15 protein-coding genes are annotated in these 18,617 nt (G+C 44.5%); 11 read left to right on the top strand and 4 right to left on the bottom strand.

All coding sequences use genetic code 11. The features are described 5' to 3' along the window. Positions 1–6: 6 nt before the first annotated feature. A complete protein-coding gene (locus tag RJ41_RS03205) occupies positions 7–528 on the top strand; it encodes a DUF2937 family protein (protein WP_039216837.1) in 522 nt (173 codons plus the stop codon). Positions 529–880: 352 nt separating this feature from the next. Next, positions 881–1,162: a hypothetical protein gene (locus tag RJ41_RS03200; protein WP_039216835.1), complete on the top strand. Its 282-nt coding sequence runs from the start codon at positions 881–883 to the stop codon at positions 1,160–1,162. Between the two features lie 45 nt (positions 1,163–1,207). On the opposite strand, the gene RJ41_RS03195 is transcribed toward RJ41_RS03200, so the two are convergent. Beyond that, a complete protein-coding gene (locus RJ41_RS03195) occupies positions 1,208–2,482 on the bottom strand; it encodes a GNAT family N-acetyltransferase/peptidase C39 family protein (RefSeq protein ID WP_039216832.1) in 1,275 nt (424 codons plus the stop codon). After that, positions 2,479–3,966: a RimK family protein gene (locus tag RJ41_RS03190; RefSeq protein ID WP_039216831.1), complete on the bottom strand. Its 1,488-nt coding sequence runs from the start codon at positions 3,964–3,966 to the stop codon at positions 2,479–2,481. The genes RJ41_RS03195 and RJ41_RS03190 overlap by 4 nt, the downstream gene beginning before the upstream one ends. A gap of 252 nt (positions 3,967–4,218) precedes the next feature. On the opposite strand from RJ41_RS03190, the gene RJ41_RS03185 reads away from it, so the two are divergent. Beyond that, entirely contained in the window at positions 4,219–5,187 is a 969-nt protein-coding gene (locus RJ41_RS03185; protein WP_039216828.1) for a calcium/sodium antiporter, read from the top strand. 99 nt (positions 5,188–5,286) lie between these two features. Here RJ41_RS03185 and RJ41_RS03180 read toward each other — a convergent pair whose 3' ends face one another. Continuing rightward, entirely contained in the window at positions 5,287–5,775 is a 489-nt protein-coding gene (locus RJ41_RS03180) for a hypothetical protein (RefSeq protein ID WP_039216826.1), read from the bottom strand. Positions 5,776–6,099: 324 nt separating this feature from the next. On the opposite strand from RJ41_RS03180, the gene asnS reads away from it, so the two are divergent. Then, positions 6,100–7,497, top strand: coding sequence for an asparagine--tRNA ligase (gene asnS / locus RJ41_RS03175; RefSeq protein ID WP_014997865.1), 1,398 nt, complete (start codon positions 6,100–6,102; stop codon positions 7,495–7,497). A gap of 80 nt (positions 7,498–7,577) precedes the next feature. Here the strand turns inward: asnS and RJ41_RS03170 are convergent, their stop codons facing one another. Continuing rightward, positions 7,578–8,600, bottom strand: coding sequence for a hypothetical protein (locus tag RJ41_RS03170; protein ID WP_039216825.1), 1,023 nt, complete (start codon positions 8,598–8,600; stop codon positions 7,578–7,580). A gap of 164 nt (positions 8,601–8,764) precedes the next feature. Here RJ41_RS03170 and RJ41_RS03165 point away from each other — a divergent pair, with 164 nt between their 5' ends. The 7 genes from RJ41_RS03165 (at position 8,765) to RJ41_RS03135 (ending at position 18,524) form a co-directional block, all read left to right on the top strand. After that, positions 8,765–9,907: a paraquat-inducible protein A gene (locus tag RJ41_RS03165; protein WP_156964752.1), complete on the top strand. Its 1,143-nt coding sequence runs from the start codon at positions 8,765–8,767 to the stop codon at positions 9,905–9,907. Further along, complete coding sequence (pqiB, locus tag RJ41_RS03160; protein ID WP_039216822.1) at positions 9,904–11,556, top strand: intermembrane transport protein PqiB; 1,653 nt, start codon at positions 9,904–9,906, stop codon at positions 11,554–11,556. The genes RJ41_RS03165 and pqiB overlap by 4 nt, the downstream gene beginning before the upstream one ends. Positions 11,557–11,748: 192 nt before the next feature. Next, the gene (locus RJ41_RS03155) at positions 11,749–12,348 is read left to right on the top strand and encodes a PqiC family protein (RefSeq protein ID WP_039216820.1); all 600 of its coding nucleotides are present in this window, start codon (positions 11,749–11,751) and stop codon (positions 12,346–12,348) included. Between the two features lie 12 nt (positions 12,349–12,360). Then, the gene (locus RJ41_RS03150; protein ID WP_039216817.1) at positions 12,361–13,488 is read left to right on the top strand and encodes a sensor domain-containing diguanylate cyclase; all 1,128 of its coding nucleotides are present in this window, start codon (positions 12,361–12,363) and stop codon (positions 13,486–13,488) included. 115 nt (positions 13,489–13,603) lie between these two features. After that, positions 13,604–14,752 (top strand): efflux RND transporter periplasmic adaptor subunit, encoded by a 1,149-nt coding sequence (locus RJ41_RS03145; protein ID WP_039216815.1) that lies wholly within the window; start codon positions 13,604–13,606, stop codon positions 14,750–14,752. Between the two features lie 9 nt (positions 14,753–14,761). Then, entirely contained in the window at positions 14,762–17,941 is a 3,180-nt protein-coding gene (locus RJ41_RS03140) for an efflux RND transporter permease subunit (protein ID WP_039216813.1), read from the top strand. Between the two features lie 91 nt (positions 17,942–18,032). Beyond that, a complete protein-coding gene (locus RJ41_RS03135) occupies positions 18,033–18,524 on the top strand; it encodes a GNAT family N-acetyltransferase (protein ID WP_039216811.1) in 492 nt (163 codons plus the stop codon). Positions 18,525–18,617: the final 93 nt, after the last annotated feature.

The following is an 18,617-nucleotide window of genomic DNA, read 5'->3' as shown; positions in this document are numbered from 1 at the left end:
TTTTAAATGATAGTGCGTGTTTTAGATAAAGTTGTATTTGCAGTTTTGTTTATCATCACACTACAAGTCCCCATTTTGGCGGATCACTATCGCCAATACCTTAATGGTTATTACGACGCCTTGCGTGATGAAGTTTCTAGTTCTTCAGTATTGGCACAACAGCATGGCTTCTCTTCTGTTGAAGCCATGCTTGATAGCTTACAGAAAAACAGCGAACCCGTTGTGCGCGAAAACGCGTCCATGAAAGCTGCTCGCTTTGCGCAGATCACTACTTTAGAACAAGGTATGAGAAAGCTAGAACACGGCCACTATTTTGAAAAGCTCGTGTTTATGGCCTCACCTTCTCAATATGAAACGCTTAAACGCGTGCTCGATAATTTCAGTCCGTCTGTGCCGCTAACACCTTCCTCAATAGTATTTAGTTTAGTTACCGCTATATTACTTAACCTGTTAATTTGGACACCGCATTTCTGCTACTGTCAGGTTAAGAAATTAAAAGACAGGCCGAAGCGTTACTCTTACAGGTAGTGCCCACAAAGCGCCTGACTTGATAGCTCCTGTAAGGATCCCCCTATCAGAGTCCCCCTGTAGAAATATGAAACTGTGCCTGCTTTAGCGCATATCTCTCTCGCATTTCGATGAGCGGGCACTCGCCTAAACCGCCCCTATAGTTCCTCGCTCTAGCAGCGTCTTTAACATCAAATTCCCCTTTTGCGAGCATCAGGAAGTTGCTTCATAAGAGTTGGCACTCTTGATGCAATACTAATTGTGAGAGTTGTGTTGAAGGATTGCTGGCTTTAAGAAACAACTATCAAGAATAAAAGATAAACGCTTGATAAACAGCAACTTAAACAAAATGAGTTAAACAGGAGATATTAATATGCCAACAGATGCACAATTATTAATCGGGAAAGTGTTGCAAATAAAAGACAAAATTATTGCAAAACGCCACTGTATTCCAAGCGACCTAAAAGCGGAGTGGAATACGTTAGATGAGCAAACAGCGTGTTTTGAAAGTGAGGCGCTTTATAGAACTGCTGTGAAAGGCCAGGAAATGAATAAGCACATCGAATATAAAGGTTCGGTAAAAGAGCTTTCTCAACTGGTGAAGCAGCTTAAAACACTAAATAAAAAGGTTAACGTTACACAAGTCCGTCATTAAGGCCTCAAGCATTCGTCGTGCCTAAGGCCTAAGCCAAAATTTGTGTTACTTTTTCTTTTTAAGGAGTACTAATGTTCTTACTTTACGCGTGCCATAGCTGGCAAGTCGTAGAAAGTCTTCGCGGGCAACCGGAATGTGCTGATACTCAACAGGCTGCCCCTCACTTGCATCAGGATCGTGCAGATAATAGCAGTGTGAATCGCAGCTTGTAATTGCTACCCAGTGCGGTACCTTTTTCTTATCAAAAGCGTACGTACTGATTAGGCACAGAACCGCACCGCCGGCTTTAAGGGTTTGGTCAATAACATCCACCCGCCAGTCAGAGATTTCGACAGAAATGCCTTTTTTGCGTGCTTCTGCCATAAATTGTTGTTCAACATTTTCGACAATCTCTTTCTTGTTGGCATCTCTTACACCATCAACAAAGAGCGGGACGTCTCGATTAATCACCACTTTTGCTGCATAACCTTCGTTTACCGCAGCAAGCGCTAACCCCACCGGATGACAACCACCGTGACCTGACATCATGAATATCGTGGTAGCAGTACGCCACAACGACAGTTCTTTTTCCTGTGTCATTTCATAGCGATTGTTTAACGCACACATTGCCATCATCAGTGCCGATGGACCACAGGTAAAATCTGTCGTTTGCTGGTACCACGGATAAATTTCTGGTTTAACCGATTTACTGGGCACCAATACTTTTTGCATACGCAGAGCATCAGTGTGATCGTCGTAGTAATCGGTATACATACCGAACTGACTAAAACCTAACTTTTTATACAGAGCAATGGCGCCAGCATTACCTACTGCCACTTCCAGGCGCATAAATCGCTTTCCCCGCAAAAGCGCCCGCTCCCCCAAGCTGTTAATTAGCTTTTCAGCAACGCCAAGCCCACGTGCTTCTGGCAATACCGCAATAGAGTACAGTCTAGTAAGCTGTGTTCCACGACGAAGCAGCAACAACCCATAGCCCACGATGCTGTTCACACCTTGCTTGTTCTTGTCGTGCTTCGCATTCTCACTCGAAGGCTCACGTTCGGCTACAATAAGCTCTGCATGCTGTGCATCAATGTAAAATTTAAACCGGCTTTTACTTAGCCTGTCGGTGGTAAAACAGGTTTGCTCGATATGCTGCAGCGAAGCAAGATCTTGTAATGTCGCCACACGCAGCACTACATTTGACTGTGTAGAGGGCGCGCGGGCACTTTTTGTCGAAATAGTATTCGACGCACCTTCAGCCAGGCCATATGCACCATTTGTGCTTTCCTGTGGACTTGCATTATTCACTTCAATCACCCGCTCAGCCGATGTGTTCATCGCCCTCTTTGCTCCAACCTGTCAGCAAATTCCTGCATAATAAGTTCATACAGTTCTTTGCCTAAATACTTATCTTCCACACCCGAGTCAATACTAGGGTTGTCGTTCACTTCAATAACATAAACCGCGTTGCCGGTTTGCTTGATATCTACACCGTACAAGCCATCACCCACCGCTTTAGCGGCCTTGATAGCAGCTTGTAACACCGGCTTAGGTACTTCAAACGTTGGCATTGTGGCAAACCCACCCGAAGAGAATCGATCGCCCTGGTGGTTGTAAATCTGCCAATGGTTACGCACCATAAAGTACTGACAAGCGTAAATAGGTTTGCCACCTAGCACACCAATTCGCCAGTCGAATTCAGTGAATATATATTCCTGAACCAAAACAAGCGCCGATTCAGCTAGCATTTGTTCTAGGCGCGTTTTTAACGCCTCTTTATTTTCAGCTTTGTGCACACCGCGAGAAAACGAGCTTTCTGGCAGCTTTAACACCAACGGCAAACCAAAGTCAGCAATGAGCTTTTCGCATACTTCATCGGTAGCGCTCGATACGAAGGTCGCTTTTGGCGCTGGCACTTTCTGATAAGCAAACGCGTCCTGCAGGTACACTTTGTTACAGCAGCGCAGAATTGACTGTGTGTCGTCCATCACCACAATCCCCTCTCGCTCGGCGGCACGGGCTAAGCGATAAGTATGGTGGTCAATTGCTGTCGTTTCACGAATGAACAATGCATCATAATGCCCCAATTCTTCTTGCGACAGGCGACTCACCACATCTGCGCGAAAGCCGACTTTTTCAGCTGCTTTCACAAAGTTTTTAATGGCGCGTTCGTCACTAGGCGGCGTGCTCTCTTCTGGGTTAACCAAAATGGCCATATCCCATCGAGTACGCTTGCTCGTTTTACCGGCTTTCCACTGTATTTTGGTATGTGCTTCTAATTGCTCGATGAAACGCGCTTGTTGCTTGGCGTTTAAGTCCTTAAACGCTTTTGCCTGTACGCTTGCAAAGCCTTCAATTTGTACTTTACCCGTGGCTTTAGGCGCCACTTTCGTATCGGTAACCGTTGGGCTTAACACCAAAACAGGGTACGGGTATTTTTCAAACGCCTGGCGCGCCAAACGCTTAAAGCGCTGATCTTTCACCTCGCCGAAAAGTACCAATAAAGGTTCATCAGTAACTTCAGTACTGTCTTGGGGGACCGACAAAGAGAATACGATGCGATCGATACTTTTCTCTTCAGCCATACGCAAATCGTTAATGGTGTTTACCGACGGCAATACAGAGTGGTTACGTGCCTGAGCCAAAAGTGAACAATAGTAGCCCTCACTTAAATAACGCGTGGTATCGCAAATATTGATAACGCGTGTTTTGGGCTCGTTCAACTTTGGGAACTCAGCAAGGTAATCTTGAAAAGTCAGCACGGTTAAAGCTGTGTTACAAAAAGGAGTAACATCATCAGTAACAATCAGTGTATTGTGCATGTAATTCGCTTCTAAATAGTGTGTTGTCAGGTACAATTAAGGGTGTGTTTGTTTAAGTTACAAACACGATTAAAGTAGCGCTGAGTTTACGCTTTACTCGTCATTTGCATAGCATTATCAGCACGGCTTTTTTTCATCGTTAAGACAACAAAAACTTATGTGCATTTGGATATACTGAAGCTACTTTTATTTATAAGGTTTGCCTACACATAGAAGTAAGCACGCAAGATATGAAGGGTTTAAGGAGTACGTATGCTATTGGCCAGCTTGGCTATTTTAATTGGGTTACCGGTTCTACTATGGAGCGCAGGGAAATTTGTTGGCGGAGCCGCATCGGTCGCTAATCATTTTGGTGTATCCCCACTGCTGATCGGTATGCTCATTATTGGGTTTGGTACCTCGGCCCCAGAAATCATTGTGTCTATATTTGCTGCAATCCAGGGCAACTCCGGGATAGCCCTCGGTAACGCTTACGGCTCTAATATCGCCAATATCCTGTTAATCCTTGGCCTTACCGCAATAATTAGCCCTATTGCAGTTAAATCAGAAATCATTAAGAAAGAGCTGCCTGTTTTACTTGGCATAACCTTCTTTGCCGCATGGCAGGTGTGGGACTTAAACGTTTCGAAAGACGACGCATTCTCTTTGTTAGGACTGTTTGTGCTTCTGCTTTCTTGGAGTATTTATCACGGCATGAAAGGCGACAAAGACGCCCTTGCCGACGAATACGATGAAGAAATTAATAGCAATGAAGGCACAGTAAAAACTCACGTAATGTGGTTAATTGCGGGGCTTTTATTGCTAGTTGCGAGCTCGCGCATGCTGGTATGGGGCGCAGTAGAAGTCGCCACCTTCTTTGGTGTTAGCGATACTATTATCGGGTTGACCGTTATCGCAATCGGTACCTCTCTACCAGAACTCGCGTCTTCGCTGATGGCGGTGAAGAAAGGCGAACACGATTTAGCAATTGGTAACGTTATTGGCTCTAACATGTTTAACACCTTAGCTGTAGTAGGCATTGCGGGCACTATTCAGCCAATGACTGTGGGTTCGGAGTTCTTATATCGTGACGTTATGGTGATGTTCGCATCAACCATTGCGCTGTTCATTTTCTGTATTGGCATTAAACGTCAAGGGCGCTTAAACCGCTTGGAAGGTGGCGCATTCGTGCTTGCATATGCAGCCTATACTTACTGGCTTATCCAAGCGGCTTTCATTTAAATTGATGGATGTCTTAAACTCGTACGGCTAACTGGTAACCCCTCACTTGATAATACACCTCTAGCTAGATTATCAAGTGAGGCTAAGTTATTTCCCCGTCTACAGCCCCAGTGTTGTGGCTAATGTGATCAAGCTAATAACCGCGATGGCGAACAGAATAATCAGATTAACTCCAAAACTATCAGACCGGCGTCGATTTCTCCTTGCCCGCATAATAATGCTTACCAAAGTTACAACTAGACATATCTGTAGCATGATGGTCATAGCTGATAGGTGACTTTCAGACCAACTGGTATCCCCTTTTATTCCCCAATATTGCTGTACGCCACTAATAAAATCGGGGCGCGCATAGTGAAACAAAATGAGTACGACAACCATGCCTACCCAGCCAACAATGTTTAGTGCCAGCATAACCTTATAAAAGGGCGTTTGAGAACGAGGTGTTGAGCGTCTCTCAGCTAGTTGCTCATACGTCATAGTACGTCTCTCATTATCAGCATTGCTGGAACCAGCGGCGTCGCTTTGCGAAGCACTTGGTTCTTGCTCTTGCTGGGGCACTGACGTGCTTGAATCATTTTTATTTCCCATTTGTCACTCTGTTCTCTGGCATCCCGCTTTATGTTGGGTATACTAGCGTGCTATTGGATTGTATTTCATTGGTTATTTTTACAACACCAAACCATGTTTCGATCTGCATCTTGCTAATAGTAACGCTAAATGTTTTAAAAAAAGCGGTGATGAAAAGCAAAGGGCTTTTACAGATCCTATTTACTTATCGGCATGGCAATCCAAAAACATTGACCATAAAACAAATTTTAGTGCATTTTATCATTCACAGTTGAATGCACTGTGTTGTTGAAAATGACTCAATAGAAAGCAACAACATAAAATTAGTAAGACGGAGAAATTAACATGACGCATGCGCCCGTAGTTGACGTACTTAAAGGTAAGTACGCCGTTGGCGAATCGGTAACCGTAAAGGGTTGGGTAAGAACACGCCGCGACTCTAAAGCGGGGTTATCATTTATTGCACTACACGACGGTAGTTGCTTCGATCCTGTACAAGTTATTGCGCTAAATTCTCTGTCAAATTATGCCGATATCCAGCGCTTAACAGCAGGCTGCTCATTATCGGTTACCGGAACAGTGAAAGAGTCTCAGGGCCAAGGCCAAGCCGTTGAAATTGACGCAACTGACGTTGAAATTTTAGGTTGGGTAGAAAACCCTGATACCTACCCAATGGCCGCTAAACGCCACAGCATTGAGTACCTTCGCGAATATGCGCACCTTCGCCCACGCACGAACGTTATCGGCGCGGTAACCCGCGTTCGCAACTGTTTATCGCAGGCTATTCACCGCTTTTTCCACGAGAAAGGCTACTTCTGGATCTCTACGCCAATTCTAACGGCTAGCGATACAGAAGGTGCAGGTGAAATGTTCCGCGTATCAACGCTTGATATGATGAATCTTCCACGCGACGACAAAGGCAATGTTGACTACTCAGAAGATTTCTTCGGCAAAGAAACCTACCTTACGGTATCAGGTCAGCTTAACGTTGAAACTTACTGTACAGCTATGTCGAAGGTGTACACCTTCGGGCCTACGTTCCGTGCAGAAAACTCAAACACATCTCGCCACCTTGCCGAGTTTTGGATGATTGAGCCTGAAGTGGCGTTTGCTGAATTGAAAGATGTTGCACAGCTTGCTGAAGACATGCTGAAATATGTATGTAAGGCCGTGCTTGAAGAACTGCCTGATGACATGGCGTTCTTTGCTCAGCGTATTAAGAAAGACGCCATTGAGCGTTTAGAAAAGTTAGTAAGCTCTGACTTTGTTCGCATGGACTACACAGACGCTATCGAAATTCTGCAAAACTGCGGCAAAGAATTCGAATTCCCTGTTGAATGGGGTATCGATTTATCTTCTGAACATGAGCGCTATCTTGCAGAAGAGCACGTTGGTGCGCCAATTATCATGCAGAACTACCCGAAAGATATTAAAGCGTTCTACATGCGCATTAACGATGACGGTAAGACTGTTGCAGCAATGGATGTACTTGCGCCAGGCATCGGTGAAATCATCGGTGGTTCACAGCGTGAAGAACGACTAGACGTTTTCGATGCACGCCTTGACGAAATGGGCCTATCGAAAGAAGACTACGCGTGGTACCGCGACCTTCGCCGCTACGGCACCGTACCTCACTCAGGTTTCGGTCTTGGTTTCGAGCGTCTTGTGGCATACGTAACCGGCATGCAAAACGTACGTGACGTGATCCCATTCCCACGTACACCAGGCAACGCTAGCTTCTAAGCAGTTGTTTACTATATTTTTAAAGCCCGCTGCTGCATGCGGGCTTTTTATTTTTTAAACCCTTGTATCTTTGCGCTAATTTATGGATTTACTGAAATACCAATGGCAGCTGAGCGACATGGTACTACAGTGTAAGCATAGCCAATGTCATCTTCCTGCGTTGGCTCGATTTGCAAAATTTCGTAGTCGTTAAGCTCAATAACGCGCGTCCCCTCAGGATGAGCACAGCGGGAGCGAGAGTCTGCTTCAAACTCATAAATAAAACTAGCTAGTGCCTGGCGCTGTGTTTTTTTATAACGAATACTTTTTTGTTTTGCATCGGTGAGAAGCGCGGTTAAATCTTCTTCCAACTCAGAAGTCTCATCTTCTTGCTCATCGATTGGTTTGCCCTCGCCATTTTCAGGCTGGGCTTCAATCTCATTTTCTATTGTTATCAACGCATTAGCGCTTTCATTACTGAATTCAGATAGTAGTCCCACCTGCCCTGCCAAAACGCCTAGCTGCAGGGCGACACCAAGGGTCCACACAAACCTTGCAACAGCGGTGGATAACACATAACGATAGCCTGGTTGATGCCATAGCCTTTGTACACCAAAGGGCTTTAATAATAATAGGAAAAACACATAAACAAAGATAACTAACATCCCGCCAACAAGTGCCATTAAGGTGGTGACAAAGAACCAGCTTGGCACCATAAGTATGAGCGCGAAATTGTGACTGTAGGGCAGCGCGCCTGCGGAAACGCCGGTTATGCTATTTACTAGCCCACTAGCGGACGCTAATGCGAAGTTTGCGATAACGGCGTACACAAATAAAATAATCGCTTTTCCCGGTAAGCTGTTCCAAAGGCTCATAAATTTAGGCCAGGTCTCGCTCACGATGCCAGCGAGCGCAAACCCAAACATAATGACCTCAAAAAGCCGGCTTTCGATACTGAAAAACAGTTGCAGTAAAAGCATCCCCGTTGCCAAGAAATAACAACGCTGAGCGAAGGTAATACTTACCCAAAAACGTAAAAAGCCAATACGCCTTTTTAGAAGTAAACGGTTTAACTGCTTCTTTACTTTTCCATACACGCTGCGAATTTCGTTTGCTGTTTCCATCACTTAGTCGTCAATTATTGTTGTTATACTTTTAAATAAGGCTAGCTATACTTCCCGACATGCTCGCAATAAGCTATGCTGTTGATGCTAAAAATCAACGGGTTATACCTCTAGGCTACTATTTATCTTACAACGAGCATACAAAAAGTGTCGTGCAAAAGCTTATGGCTGAATCAAATACGTTATCGATAGTTTGTGAGCAATGCCATACTCAGGTAAACATCCCCGTTCTGGCACACAGGCAACGGGCCGTATGTCCGGTATGCAACCACACGCTTATATCTCATCGCAATGGGGCAAGTGAAAAGTTACTCGCTTATGCTTTCAGTGCTTTGATCTTTTTATTGCTCTCACTACCTTTTAATTTCCTGACATTCAAAGCGAGCGGGCAAAAGCACAGTATCGACCTTCCCACTGGAATAACCGTACTGATTGAACACGACTACTTGTCGTTAGCGATAATAACCAGTTTAGCCACATTACTGCTACCCGGTATGGTATTAGCAGGTCTGTTGCTTTTATCTTTAGCCCAATTACAAAACCGACGCCCATTTTATTTGACTCGGCTCTACAAACTTGTCAAAGCGCTTTTGCCTTGGAGCATGGCTGAAATTTTTCTTGTAGGTACCTTAGTTAGTCTTATCAAAATTACCGAGCTGGCCGATGTTTCTATCGGCCTGTCGTTTTACGCCTTTGTTGGCTTCTCGGCATTTACTGCACTTTGCATATCCCAATTCGATACCACACGTTACGCTATGTGGATGTCACGCGGGCAACCTCCGCAACCTAAGCCACTCTGTGAGAACCAAGCGAAGGCTAGTATTCAGCGAACCTGGGCGCTGTTATTAACCGCTTGTATTTTGTATATTCCTGCTAATGTACTGCCAATTATGTATACTGAATTTTTTGGCCAAGAAACACCAAATACCATTATTGGGGGGGTGATTTCGTTGTGGGAATCGGGGTCGTATCCTGTTGCATTAATTATTTTAATTGCCAGTGTGGTAGTACCCGTGGCGAAAATAATCATTCTTGCTTGGCTTAATTTTTCTGTACAACGTGAGAAAACCACTTCAAAACAATTACGTATACGTTATTACCGCATCACCGAAGCGATAGGCCGCTGGTCGATGATAGACGTTTTTGTTGTAGCAGTGCTGGTATCCCTTATTCAGATGGGGAACACCATGTCTATTTATCCAGGCCAAGCGGCACTCGCCTTTTGTGCCGTTGTATTTGTAACGATGATAGCCGCGATGACGTTTGATTCGAGGCTAATTTGGCAGCAGTGGAAGCAATTACCATGACCACAAACGATCCGAACATTAATGAAGCTAAGGTCAAACCGACCTCGTCCATTTCTCGCATTTGGATTATCCCAATTCTTGTTATCGTTATTGGTGGCTGGATGGTGTACTACCAATGGAAGAATCAGGGCCCTCTTATTACGATAGAGCTGCATTCGGCTACCGGTATCGAAGTAAACAAAACTCCTATAAAAGTGCGTGACTTGGATATTGGACAAGTAAAGAAAATAACGCTCAAGCCTGATTTAGATGGTGTCCTTGTCACCGCCAGAATTGACGCAAGCGCCTCTCACCTTCTTAATGAAAATGCAAAATTTTGGGTCGTCGCTCCCCGCATAAGTTTTTCCGAAGTATCAGGGCTCAACACGCTTTTATCTGGCAGTTATATTGCTATGTCGGCCCATGATAAAGGCAAAGAGCAACTCCATTTTACGGCACTTGAACGCCCACCGGTTACGCCTCCTGGCACTCCAGGGCTGCATGTTATGTTAAAAAGTGACGACGAATTTGCCTACAAACCTGGCGATCCTATTATCTACAAGGGCTTCAAGGTTGGTGAATTTGAAGACGCCACATTTAATATTGAAGAGCGCGTTGTGTATTACGATGCATTTATCGAAGCGCCCTACCACAAGCTCATAACTAACACGACACGCTTTTGGGATGTCAGTGGCGTTAAGTTATTACTTGAATCTAATGGAGTAAGCGTCGAAACGGGAAGCTTGGAAACATTGTTGGCAAACGGTATTACCTTTGGAATTCCCGATGGCGTACCTAAGGGCGAGCAAGTGCTCGATAACGCTTTCTTTACTATTTATGGCGACAGCACATCAGCGTCAGATGCTCGCTACAAGGTGGCAGCAGAATATCTGTTACTCATTGATGAGAGCGTTAGAGGCCTGACCGTTGGCGCCCCTGTAGAATACCGTGGAATTGAGATTGGCAACGTAACGGCAATTAACTCTTTCCCTGCTGTTGAAGGGAGTATTCTAGAGCGTGGCTATCCCATCCCCGTACTTATTAATATTTATCCCGGCAAGGCAAGACAGCCAGATACCAAAGAAGGCCTAAACGCGATAAAGCAAACGATTAGAAACTGGCTTGAGAGAGATCTTCGGGCGTCGTTACGCATGGGCAATGTTTTAACCGGTGGCTTGTACGTTGATTTACAGCATGTACCCGATGCAGACTACACCAGTCAAATAGAAGTAATTAACGGTTATGAAGTCATTCCTACTGTTAGTAACGAATTCACGCAGTTAACTCAAAAAGCCGACGCTATCTTGGATAAGATAAATCAGCTTCCGCTTAAGGAAATGGTAGAAAATGTTCAACTTGCCGTTGAGGATATGCGTTTAGCAGCAGAGTCGGTTGAAACCGCAAGCAGTGACTTTGACCTTCTGATTGCAGATATCGATGCCAAAGCGCTCAACAGCAATCTAAATCAAGTGCTTGTGAGTCTTGATGGCTTGCTCAAAAACTACAGTGAAGGTGGATTTAATCAATCGGAGATAAAAGAAACCGTTGATGCCCTTCAAGAAACCATGCGAAATATACAACCGTTACTGTTGAAACTGAATCAATCTCCTAATAGCTTAATTTTTTCACAGGAAAGCGAAGCAGATATTCAACCTAAAGCTGGAAATTAGAGATATGCGTTTTTTCACGTTTGAAAGTTAATACAGCTTACTTGGCATAAAAAATGCGAAAATTATACATAGCTGCTAATTTTCACAATATACCAATGCTTGATAGCGCTATGGTCTAATGTGAAAGATTGTGAATACAGTGTAGATTATTACCAGTGCATCCGCCGTTCAAGGATGAAGGACTCAAATCGAATGATAATGCAGTTTACATCGGGCTTGGCTTTTCTTAGAAAACAAGCGTTACAAGTTAGTGTATTAGTACTTACATTTCTGTTAATGCAGGGGTGTACCTCTGCGCCTACCTCACTTAATTACTATTTGCTTCACTCAACCAATAGCATGCCCTTGATGCATAGCGCTGCCCAAAAAGTCATTATTTTAGATAAAATCACCCTGCCGGAGTACTTAAAGCAAAGGGGGTTAGTGTACCAAACAAGTGACACCAATTTGCACATTTCAACGCGTCACTTGTGGGCTGAGCCAGTGGAAGAAGGCGTAACGAAAGTACTAACAAGCGCATTGGCCGATAAAAAAGTATCACTTAATCGCGGGGACCAATACCTCAACGAAGAGTCAACCCACTTATCTTTACACATTGAGGATTTTATTAGTACCTATGAGGGCGACGTCGTATTCTCTGGTCAGTATACAATCAGCAGCACAGCAAACGGTACTTCTTTTCATCCCTTCAAATTCAAAGCAACGATAGAAAATGACGGGTTTTCGTCAAGTATTAAAGCCATGAGAAACGCGATTACTCAGTTGGCTCTACACGTTGATCAGAGCCTTTAGCACTTTACAGTTATGCTTGGTATTTTAAAGCAATATGTATTTAGCGGTGTAAGTCGCCACTACAAAGACGAAACCAACAGGCGCATCATGGTTGTCAACTTGTTCGCCGCCGTGGGTATGTCTATTACATTTATTCTGGGTTGTAGAGCGTTCTTCGCAGCTGAATACTCTCTTTCAACAACCCTTTTCACCGCCAGCGTCGTTTTCGCCATATCTCAGCGATTACAGGTACGTGTTGCAACACCACGCGCGCGCACTGCCTCCATAACCTTATTAATCCTCTGCCTCATGGTGCTCACTTTATTGCTACTCATAACGGGTGGAAAAGATAATACAGGGCCTTTATGGATATACTTGGTACCACCTGTCACCATGTTTTTTGCCGGGTTTATTCGTGGATTACTTTCACTTATCTCATTCACTATGGTGAGCGCTGTCATCATGTTCGGGTTCGATGAAGCTATACTAGTCGCCCAATATACCTATGCCTTTAAAACAAGGCTGCTCTATTCATTTATGACAGTCTCCTTTCTATCTGCTTTTTACGAGTATAGCCGCCAAAAAAGCTACGATACTGCTCTTTATTTAAGCGAACAGTTTGAGCGTCAGGCAAAACATGACCACCTTACTCAATTATTGAACAGGCGCGGTGCACAGCAATGCCTGGAGCGGGAATACGCAAGAGTTGTGCGTAACAAGAGTAAGTTTTCAATCGCTATTGCCGATATTGACCGTTTTAAAAGTATTAACGACACCTTAGGTCACGAGCAAGGTGACGAAGTGCTGGTACAGATATCTAAAGTGTTTACCTCCCGTCTTCGCAAGCAAGACATAATCGCGCGGTGGGGCGGTGAAGAGTTTATGTTTATCTTTAATGACACTGATGAAGCAGGTGCAGTGCAGGCACTAGAGCAAATAAGAAAAACCTTAAATCAAGCCCCCCTTAATATTAACGGCCGTGAATTTCACGTAACAAGCAGCTTTGGCGTAAGTGAGGTGACACCGGGTATCGATATCTCCTACGCTATACGGTGTGCTGACAAAGCGCTGTACTACGCCAAGGATAATGGCAGGGATCAAGTTTGCAGTATCTCGAGCATCTCCCCTTCTCCTCTTTCCGAACAACGAACTTCGTTTTAACGATCTACCTGCCTTTACACAAAATTGACTCACGTTTAGTTACATTTGCGCTGTATTACTGAAACACTTTAGCGCTACACTATGTTTAGTATTCGTTATAAAAGTAGATCTAGCCATGAAATGGATGAAAGTTGCATTACCTATCGGTGTCTTACTGGTAGGTTATTTAGGAATGAAAGGAATCGAAGCGTCTGCTTCTGACAGCGCTATAAAAGAGGAAGTTGATACTCGCCCAACCGTCACTATTGAAGCGTTATCGCCAGAAGACGTGCGCGTACAACTCACTTCCTATGGCGAAATCATGCCTCTTGAAACCACAAATCTTGCTGCGCAAGTATCGGGTGAAGTTGAGAGATGGAACCCTAAATTTGTAAGCGGTGGTCTAATAAGACGTGGTGAAGTCCTTTTTGAAATAGAAGCCGATGCGTATGAGGCAGCGCTTCTATTGGCAGAAGCAAATTTAGCGAGTGCACAAGCTCAGTTGATTCAAGAAGAAGCGCAAGCAGATGTGGCGGCAAAGGAGGCCAAAACAATGCCTAATGCGCGGGTTACCGATTTGTACCTTCGCAAACCACAAGTAATGAGCGCAAAGGCAGCGCTTAAATCTGCAGAAGCCCAACTAAAAATAGCAAAGCGTGATTTAGATAACTGTAAAGTGAAAGCACCATACGATGCTTTGATCGTATCAAGAGACATTAGCACAGGTGACTATGTTACTCAGGGTTCACCAGTCGCTGTCCTTAACAACATAGAGTATGCCGAAGTTACTTTCCCTATTGCCGGGTTCGACCGCGTTTTCCTTTCAGATAGCACAATAGGAAGCGAGATTGCCATTGAAGTCGATGACATTCAGGGCGCTACGGTAAAAGGCACCATCCAAAGAGATACTGGTGTTGTAGACAACACCACGCGCATGAGTTATTTCGTTGCACGCATTGAAGACCCCTATGCAATCAATTCATCAAAACCTATCGTTAAATTTGGCTCTTACAGCACGATATCATTTGAAGGTAAAACGTTAAGTGACGTGTATCGCGTACCACAAGAATTGGTAACTAACCGCTTGCTATGGACCCTTGACGATGAAGACAGATTGAAATCTCAGAAAGTGAAAGTGGTGCGTGAGGAAAATGGCGACTTCCTCATTCAGGGCGACTTCAATGCGAATAAAGTAGTAATGAGTCTACCTGAATACCCACAGAACGGCATGCCTGTAAAGGTTATTGAGACCACAGCTGAAATCGTGACAGCACAAGCTAACTAAGGAGCTGTCATGGAAAATCATAACGATACGCAAAGCGGCATTATTTCTTGGTTTGCAAGAAATTCTGTAGCGGCCAACCTTTTGATGTTTTTCATCATTGTCATGGGTATTGCCAGCTACTTTACTATTCAGCGGCAGATGTTTCCTAACATCGAAATTAACTACATTACTGTTGAAGCAAACTACCCTGGCGCGTCTCCTCAAGAAATAGAAGAAAGTATCTTCATAAAAGTAGAAGAAGCGGTAAAAGACATTACAGAAATTAAACGTACCGTGTCCCGTGTGTTTAGGGGTGGCGGTGCCGTCACTTTAGAGATTGACACAAAAGCTGAGCTTACTGATGTGTTGGATAAGGTCAAACTTCGCGTAGACAGTATTGCCACCTTCCCTGCCGGAATGGAACCAGTAAATGTGTCGCAAGTAGAGTTTCAGCAACAAGTTATAGAAATGCCGATTGTTGGCGACTTACCGCTGTCCGAACTTAAAGTGCTGGCAAAAGAAGTCGAAGACGAACTGCTTCAACTTGGTTCTATTTCTTTGGTGGAAGCCAACACGCCCAATGATGAAATTGCCATCGAGATAAAGCCCGATACGCTCAGAAAGTATGGTTTAACCATTGCAGATGTGACACAGGCTATTAATAGTTATTCAGCGAATATCTCTGCAGGCCAGCTAAGAACCAATGCCGGTATCGTGTCGGTGCGGGTTGAAAACCAATACTACAGCGGTGACGAATTCAAACAAATCCCAATTAAAATTGGTACAGGTGGCGCTAAAGTTACCCTAGGTGATGTTGCTTTCATTAACGACGGTTTTGTTGAAGGTGAACGTTACTTTAAGTACAACGGCATGAACGCCATTTACATTGCCGTTAAAGCCACGAAAACCCAAAATACCATTCCTGTGGCTGAGACCGTAAAAGCCTATATAGAACAGAAAAACGAAACCCTTCCTCAAGGCGTTAGTTTAGAAGTTTTGGTAGATATGACCTATTACCTCAACGCCCGTTTAGACATGATGCTGTCAAACCTAGTACAGGGCTCAGTGCTTGTAGCATTTATGCTAACTCTCTTCTTGCGCTTTCGATTAGCGCTATGGGTTATGGTCGGCCTACCAGTATGTTTCTTAGGTGCCATGATGTTAATGCCTGTTTTTGGGGTGAGTATTAATATTCTTTCGCTCTTCGCGTTCATCATGGTGCTGGGTATTGTCGTTGATGACGCCATTGTTATTGGGGAAAGTGCTTATACCGAAATTGAGAGTAAGGGCGGCGGCGTTGATAACGTGGTTCGTGGTGCTAAGCGCGTAGCAACACCCGCAACTTTTGGCGTACTCACTACCATAGCGGTGTTTGCTCCGTTTACACTGAGCAGCGGTCCTGAAGGTGCATTTTTCTACAACATCGCTGTTGTGGTTATTTTGTGTTTGGCGTTTAGCTTAATAGAGTCAAAACTCATCTTGCCTGCGCATTTAGCTCATACGAAATTCTCACCTGTACGGCAAGATAGCTGGCGTGCCCGCTTCAATCGAGGCTTCTTTGCGTTTGTAAATGGCCCATACAAGCGTACCGTGACTAAAGCCATTGAGTGGCGCTGGGCAGTACTGATGATGTTCGTAGCCATGCTAATGCTTAGCATGGGGCTAATTGGGGCAAACTACGTGCGCATGGTGCCAAATCCTAAAGTACCTCACGACTTTCCAAGCGTGAGAATAGAGATGAATGAAAATGTTTCAGATCTTGCAACCATCAATGCACTTAAAATTGTTGAACAAACTATTTTAGATGTGGAAGAGCAAATCATTGATGAGTTTGGTCAAGGCATGATTCGTGATCGTCTCGCCTTCAACGAAGATAGTAACGAAGGGCGCATACTCACACCGCTGGTTAATGAGGAAGACCGCCCTATTGACACATTCGAGCTTGCACGTCGCTGGCGCGAGGCAATTCCTGAAATTAGCGGTATGAAGTCTTTTACCGTAATTGATGATGTGAATGGTGACGGTGACGATGGAGAGTTTGGCTACTTACTATTTGGGCCAGACATTAACACACTAAACGCTGCCGGCCTTAAATTCATTGAGATGCTGCAGCAGCAAGAAGGCTTGTTTGACGTTAGTTCAACCATCGACCCACCAAGTAAAGAAGTGCAAATGACGTTGCTTCCGGTTGCTTACGATTTAGGTCTTACCCTGTCGAATATCGCCTCACAGGTCGGCGCAGGTTTTTACGGTGGCGAAGCGCAGCGCGTCATTCGCAACGGCGAAGAAGTTAAAGTAATGGTTCGCTACCCTGAACTTACGCGGGAACGTTTTGCTGACTTGAAGTACTCTCTGATCACCACCCCTAATGGCCAAGAAGTCATGCTAGGTGACGTGGTGGCATTAGAAGAAAAGCCAGGGATTAGCTATATTCGCCGCGAGGGCGGTTACCGCAGTGTTTATATCTGGGGCAACATTGATGAAGAAAAAGTTGAACCTAATGAGGTCGTTACTGAAATACAAGACAAGCTACTGCCTCAACTCAAAGAGTCATTCCCATCGGTTATGACAGAGCTTGGCGGTGACATTGAAGAGCAGCAGGCGCAACAAAACGAGCAAATACTCTTCTTCTTAGCGGCCATGATCATGGTGTATATCCTTCTTGCTGTTCCGCTAAAAAGTTATGGGCAACCGCTTATCATTATGTCGGTTATTCCATTTAGCTTTACAGGTGCAGTGTTCGGCCACTTTGTACTAGGCTTAGACCTATCTATGATGTCTAACTTTGGCCTTATTGCAGCAGCTGGGGTTGTTATCAACGACTCGCTGGTTATGACGGATTTTGTAAATCAGCGCCGTGCCCAAGGTTACAGCATTAAAGAAGCGGTCACAGAGGCAGGTACTGCGCGTTTTAGAGCGATTACGCTAACCTCAATTACTACATTTGTGGGTGTACTGCCCATTATGTTTGAGACTAGCTTGCAAGCAGCATTTGTAGTTCCCATGGCGGCCGCGCTTGGCTTCGCTGTACTCTACGCTACGCTTGTAACGCTCATATTGGTGCCATGCTTGTACCTAATACTGCTTGATTTACGCGGCCCGTTCACGTTTATCAAGCACAAGATAGTGCGCAAAAAGCCTACCAAAGGTGACGACGGCAATAATGGCTCTCATACACATGTACCTCAGCCAAGTGCATCGATGGACTAGCTTTTATCGCTAAGAAAAGCTACAAACACGTTATTGTTTTAAATGAGCCTTTGTTGGCTCATTTTTTTTAAGATTTTTGACGGGAGTCACCATGAGCAACAGCATTTCAATTAGACCTGCAACGCCCGACGATATTTCACAAATTCGCCAATTCATTCTAGAACTCGCTATTTACGAAAAAGCAGAGCACGAAGTAGAAGCTTCTGAAGATGCGCTTCTTAAGACATTATTCGACGAGGGTGCCACAGCGCACTGTGTTATTTGCGAGAATCATGACGCCCCTATTGGCTTTGCAGTGTACTTCTTTAATTATTCCACTTGGCAAGGTCGCAACGGACTTTATCTTGAAGATCTTTATGTATCGCCGAAATCCCGAGGCCTTGGAGCGGGTAAAGCACTGCTGCAACATTTAGCAAAAACAGCGGTAGAAAACGACTGCGGGCGTTTCGAGTGGAGCGTTTTAGATTGGAACAAACCAGCTATCGATTTTTACGAGTCACTTGGCGCTAAACCAAAGAGTGAATGGTTAGGCTATCGTATGGATGGGCAGACACTTACCGACTTTGCAAAGCAAGGCGAATAGAGCACAAAGCCTCTAAATACAAAGTGCAGAGATAAAAAAAGCCACTCGCTTTCGCGAATGGCTTTTAAACAATATTTTAAAACTGACGGTTAG

This window comes from Alteromonas marina, from assembly GCF_000808575.1.
GTDB lineage: Bacteria > Pseudomonadota > Gammaproteobacteria > Enterobacterales > Alteromonadaceae > Alteromonas > Alteromonas marina_A.
The sequence above is the reverse complement of the archived record's forward strand: the minus strand, read 5'-3'. Positions and strand labels throughout refer to the sequence as shown.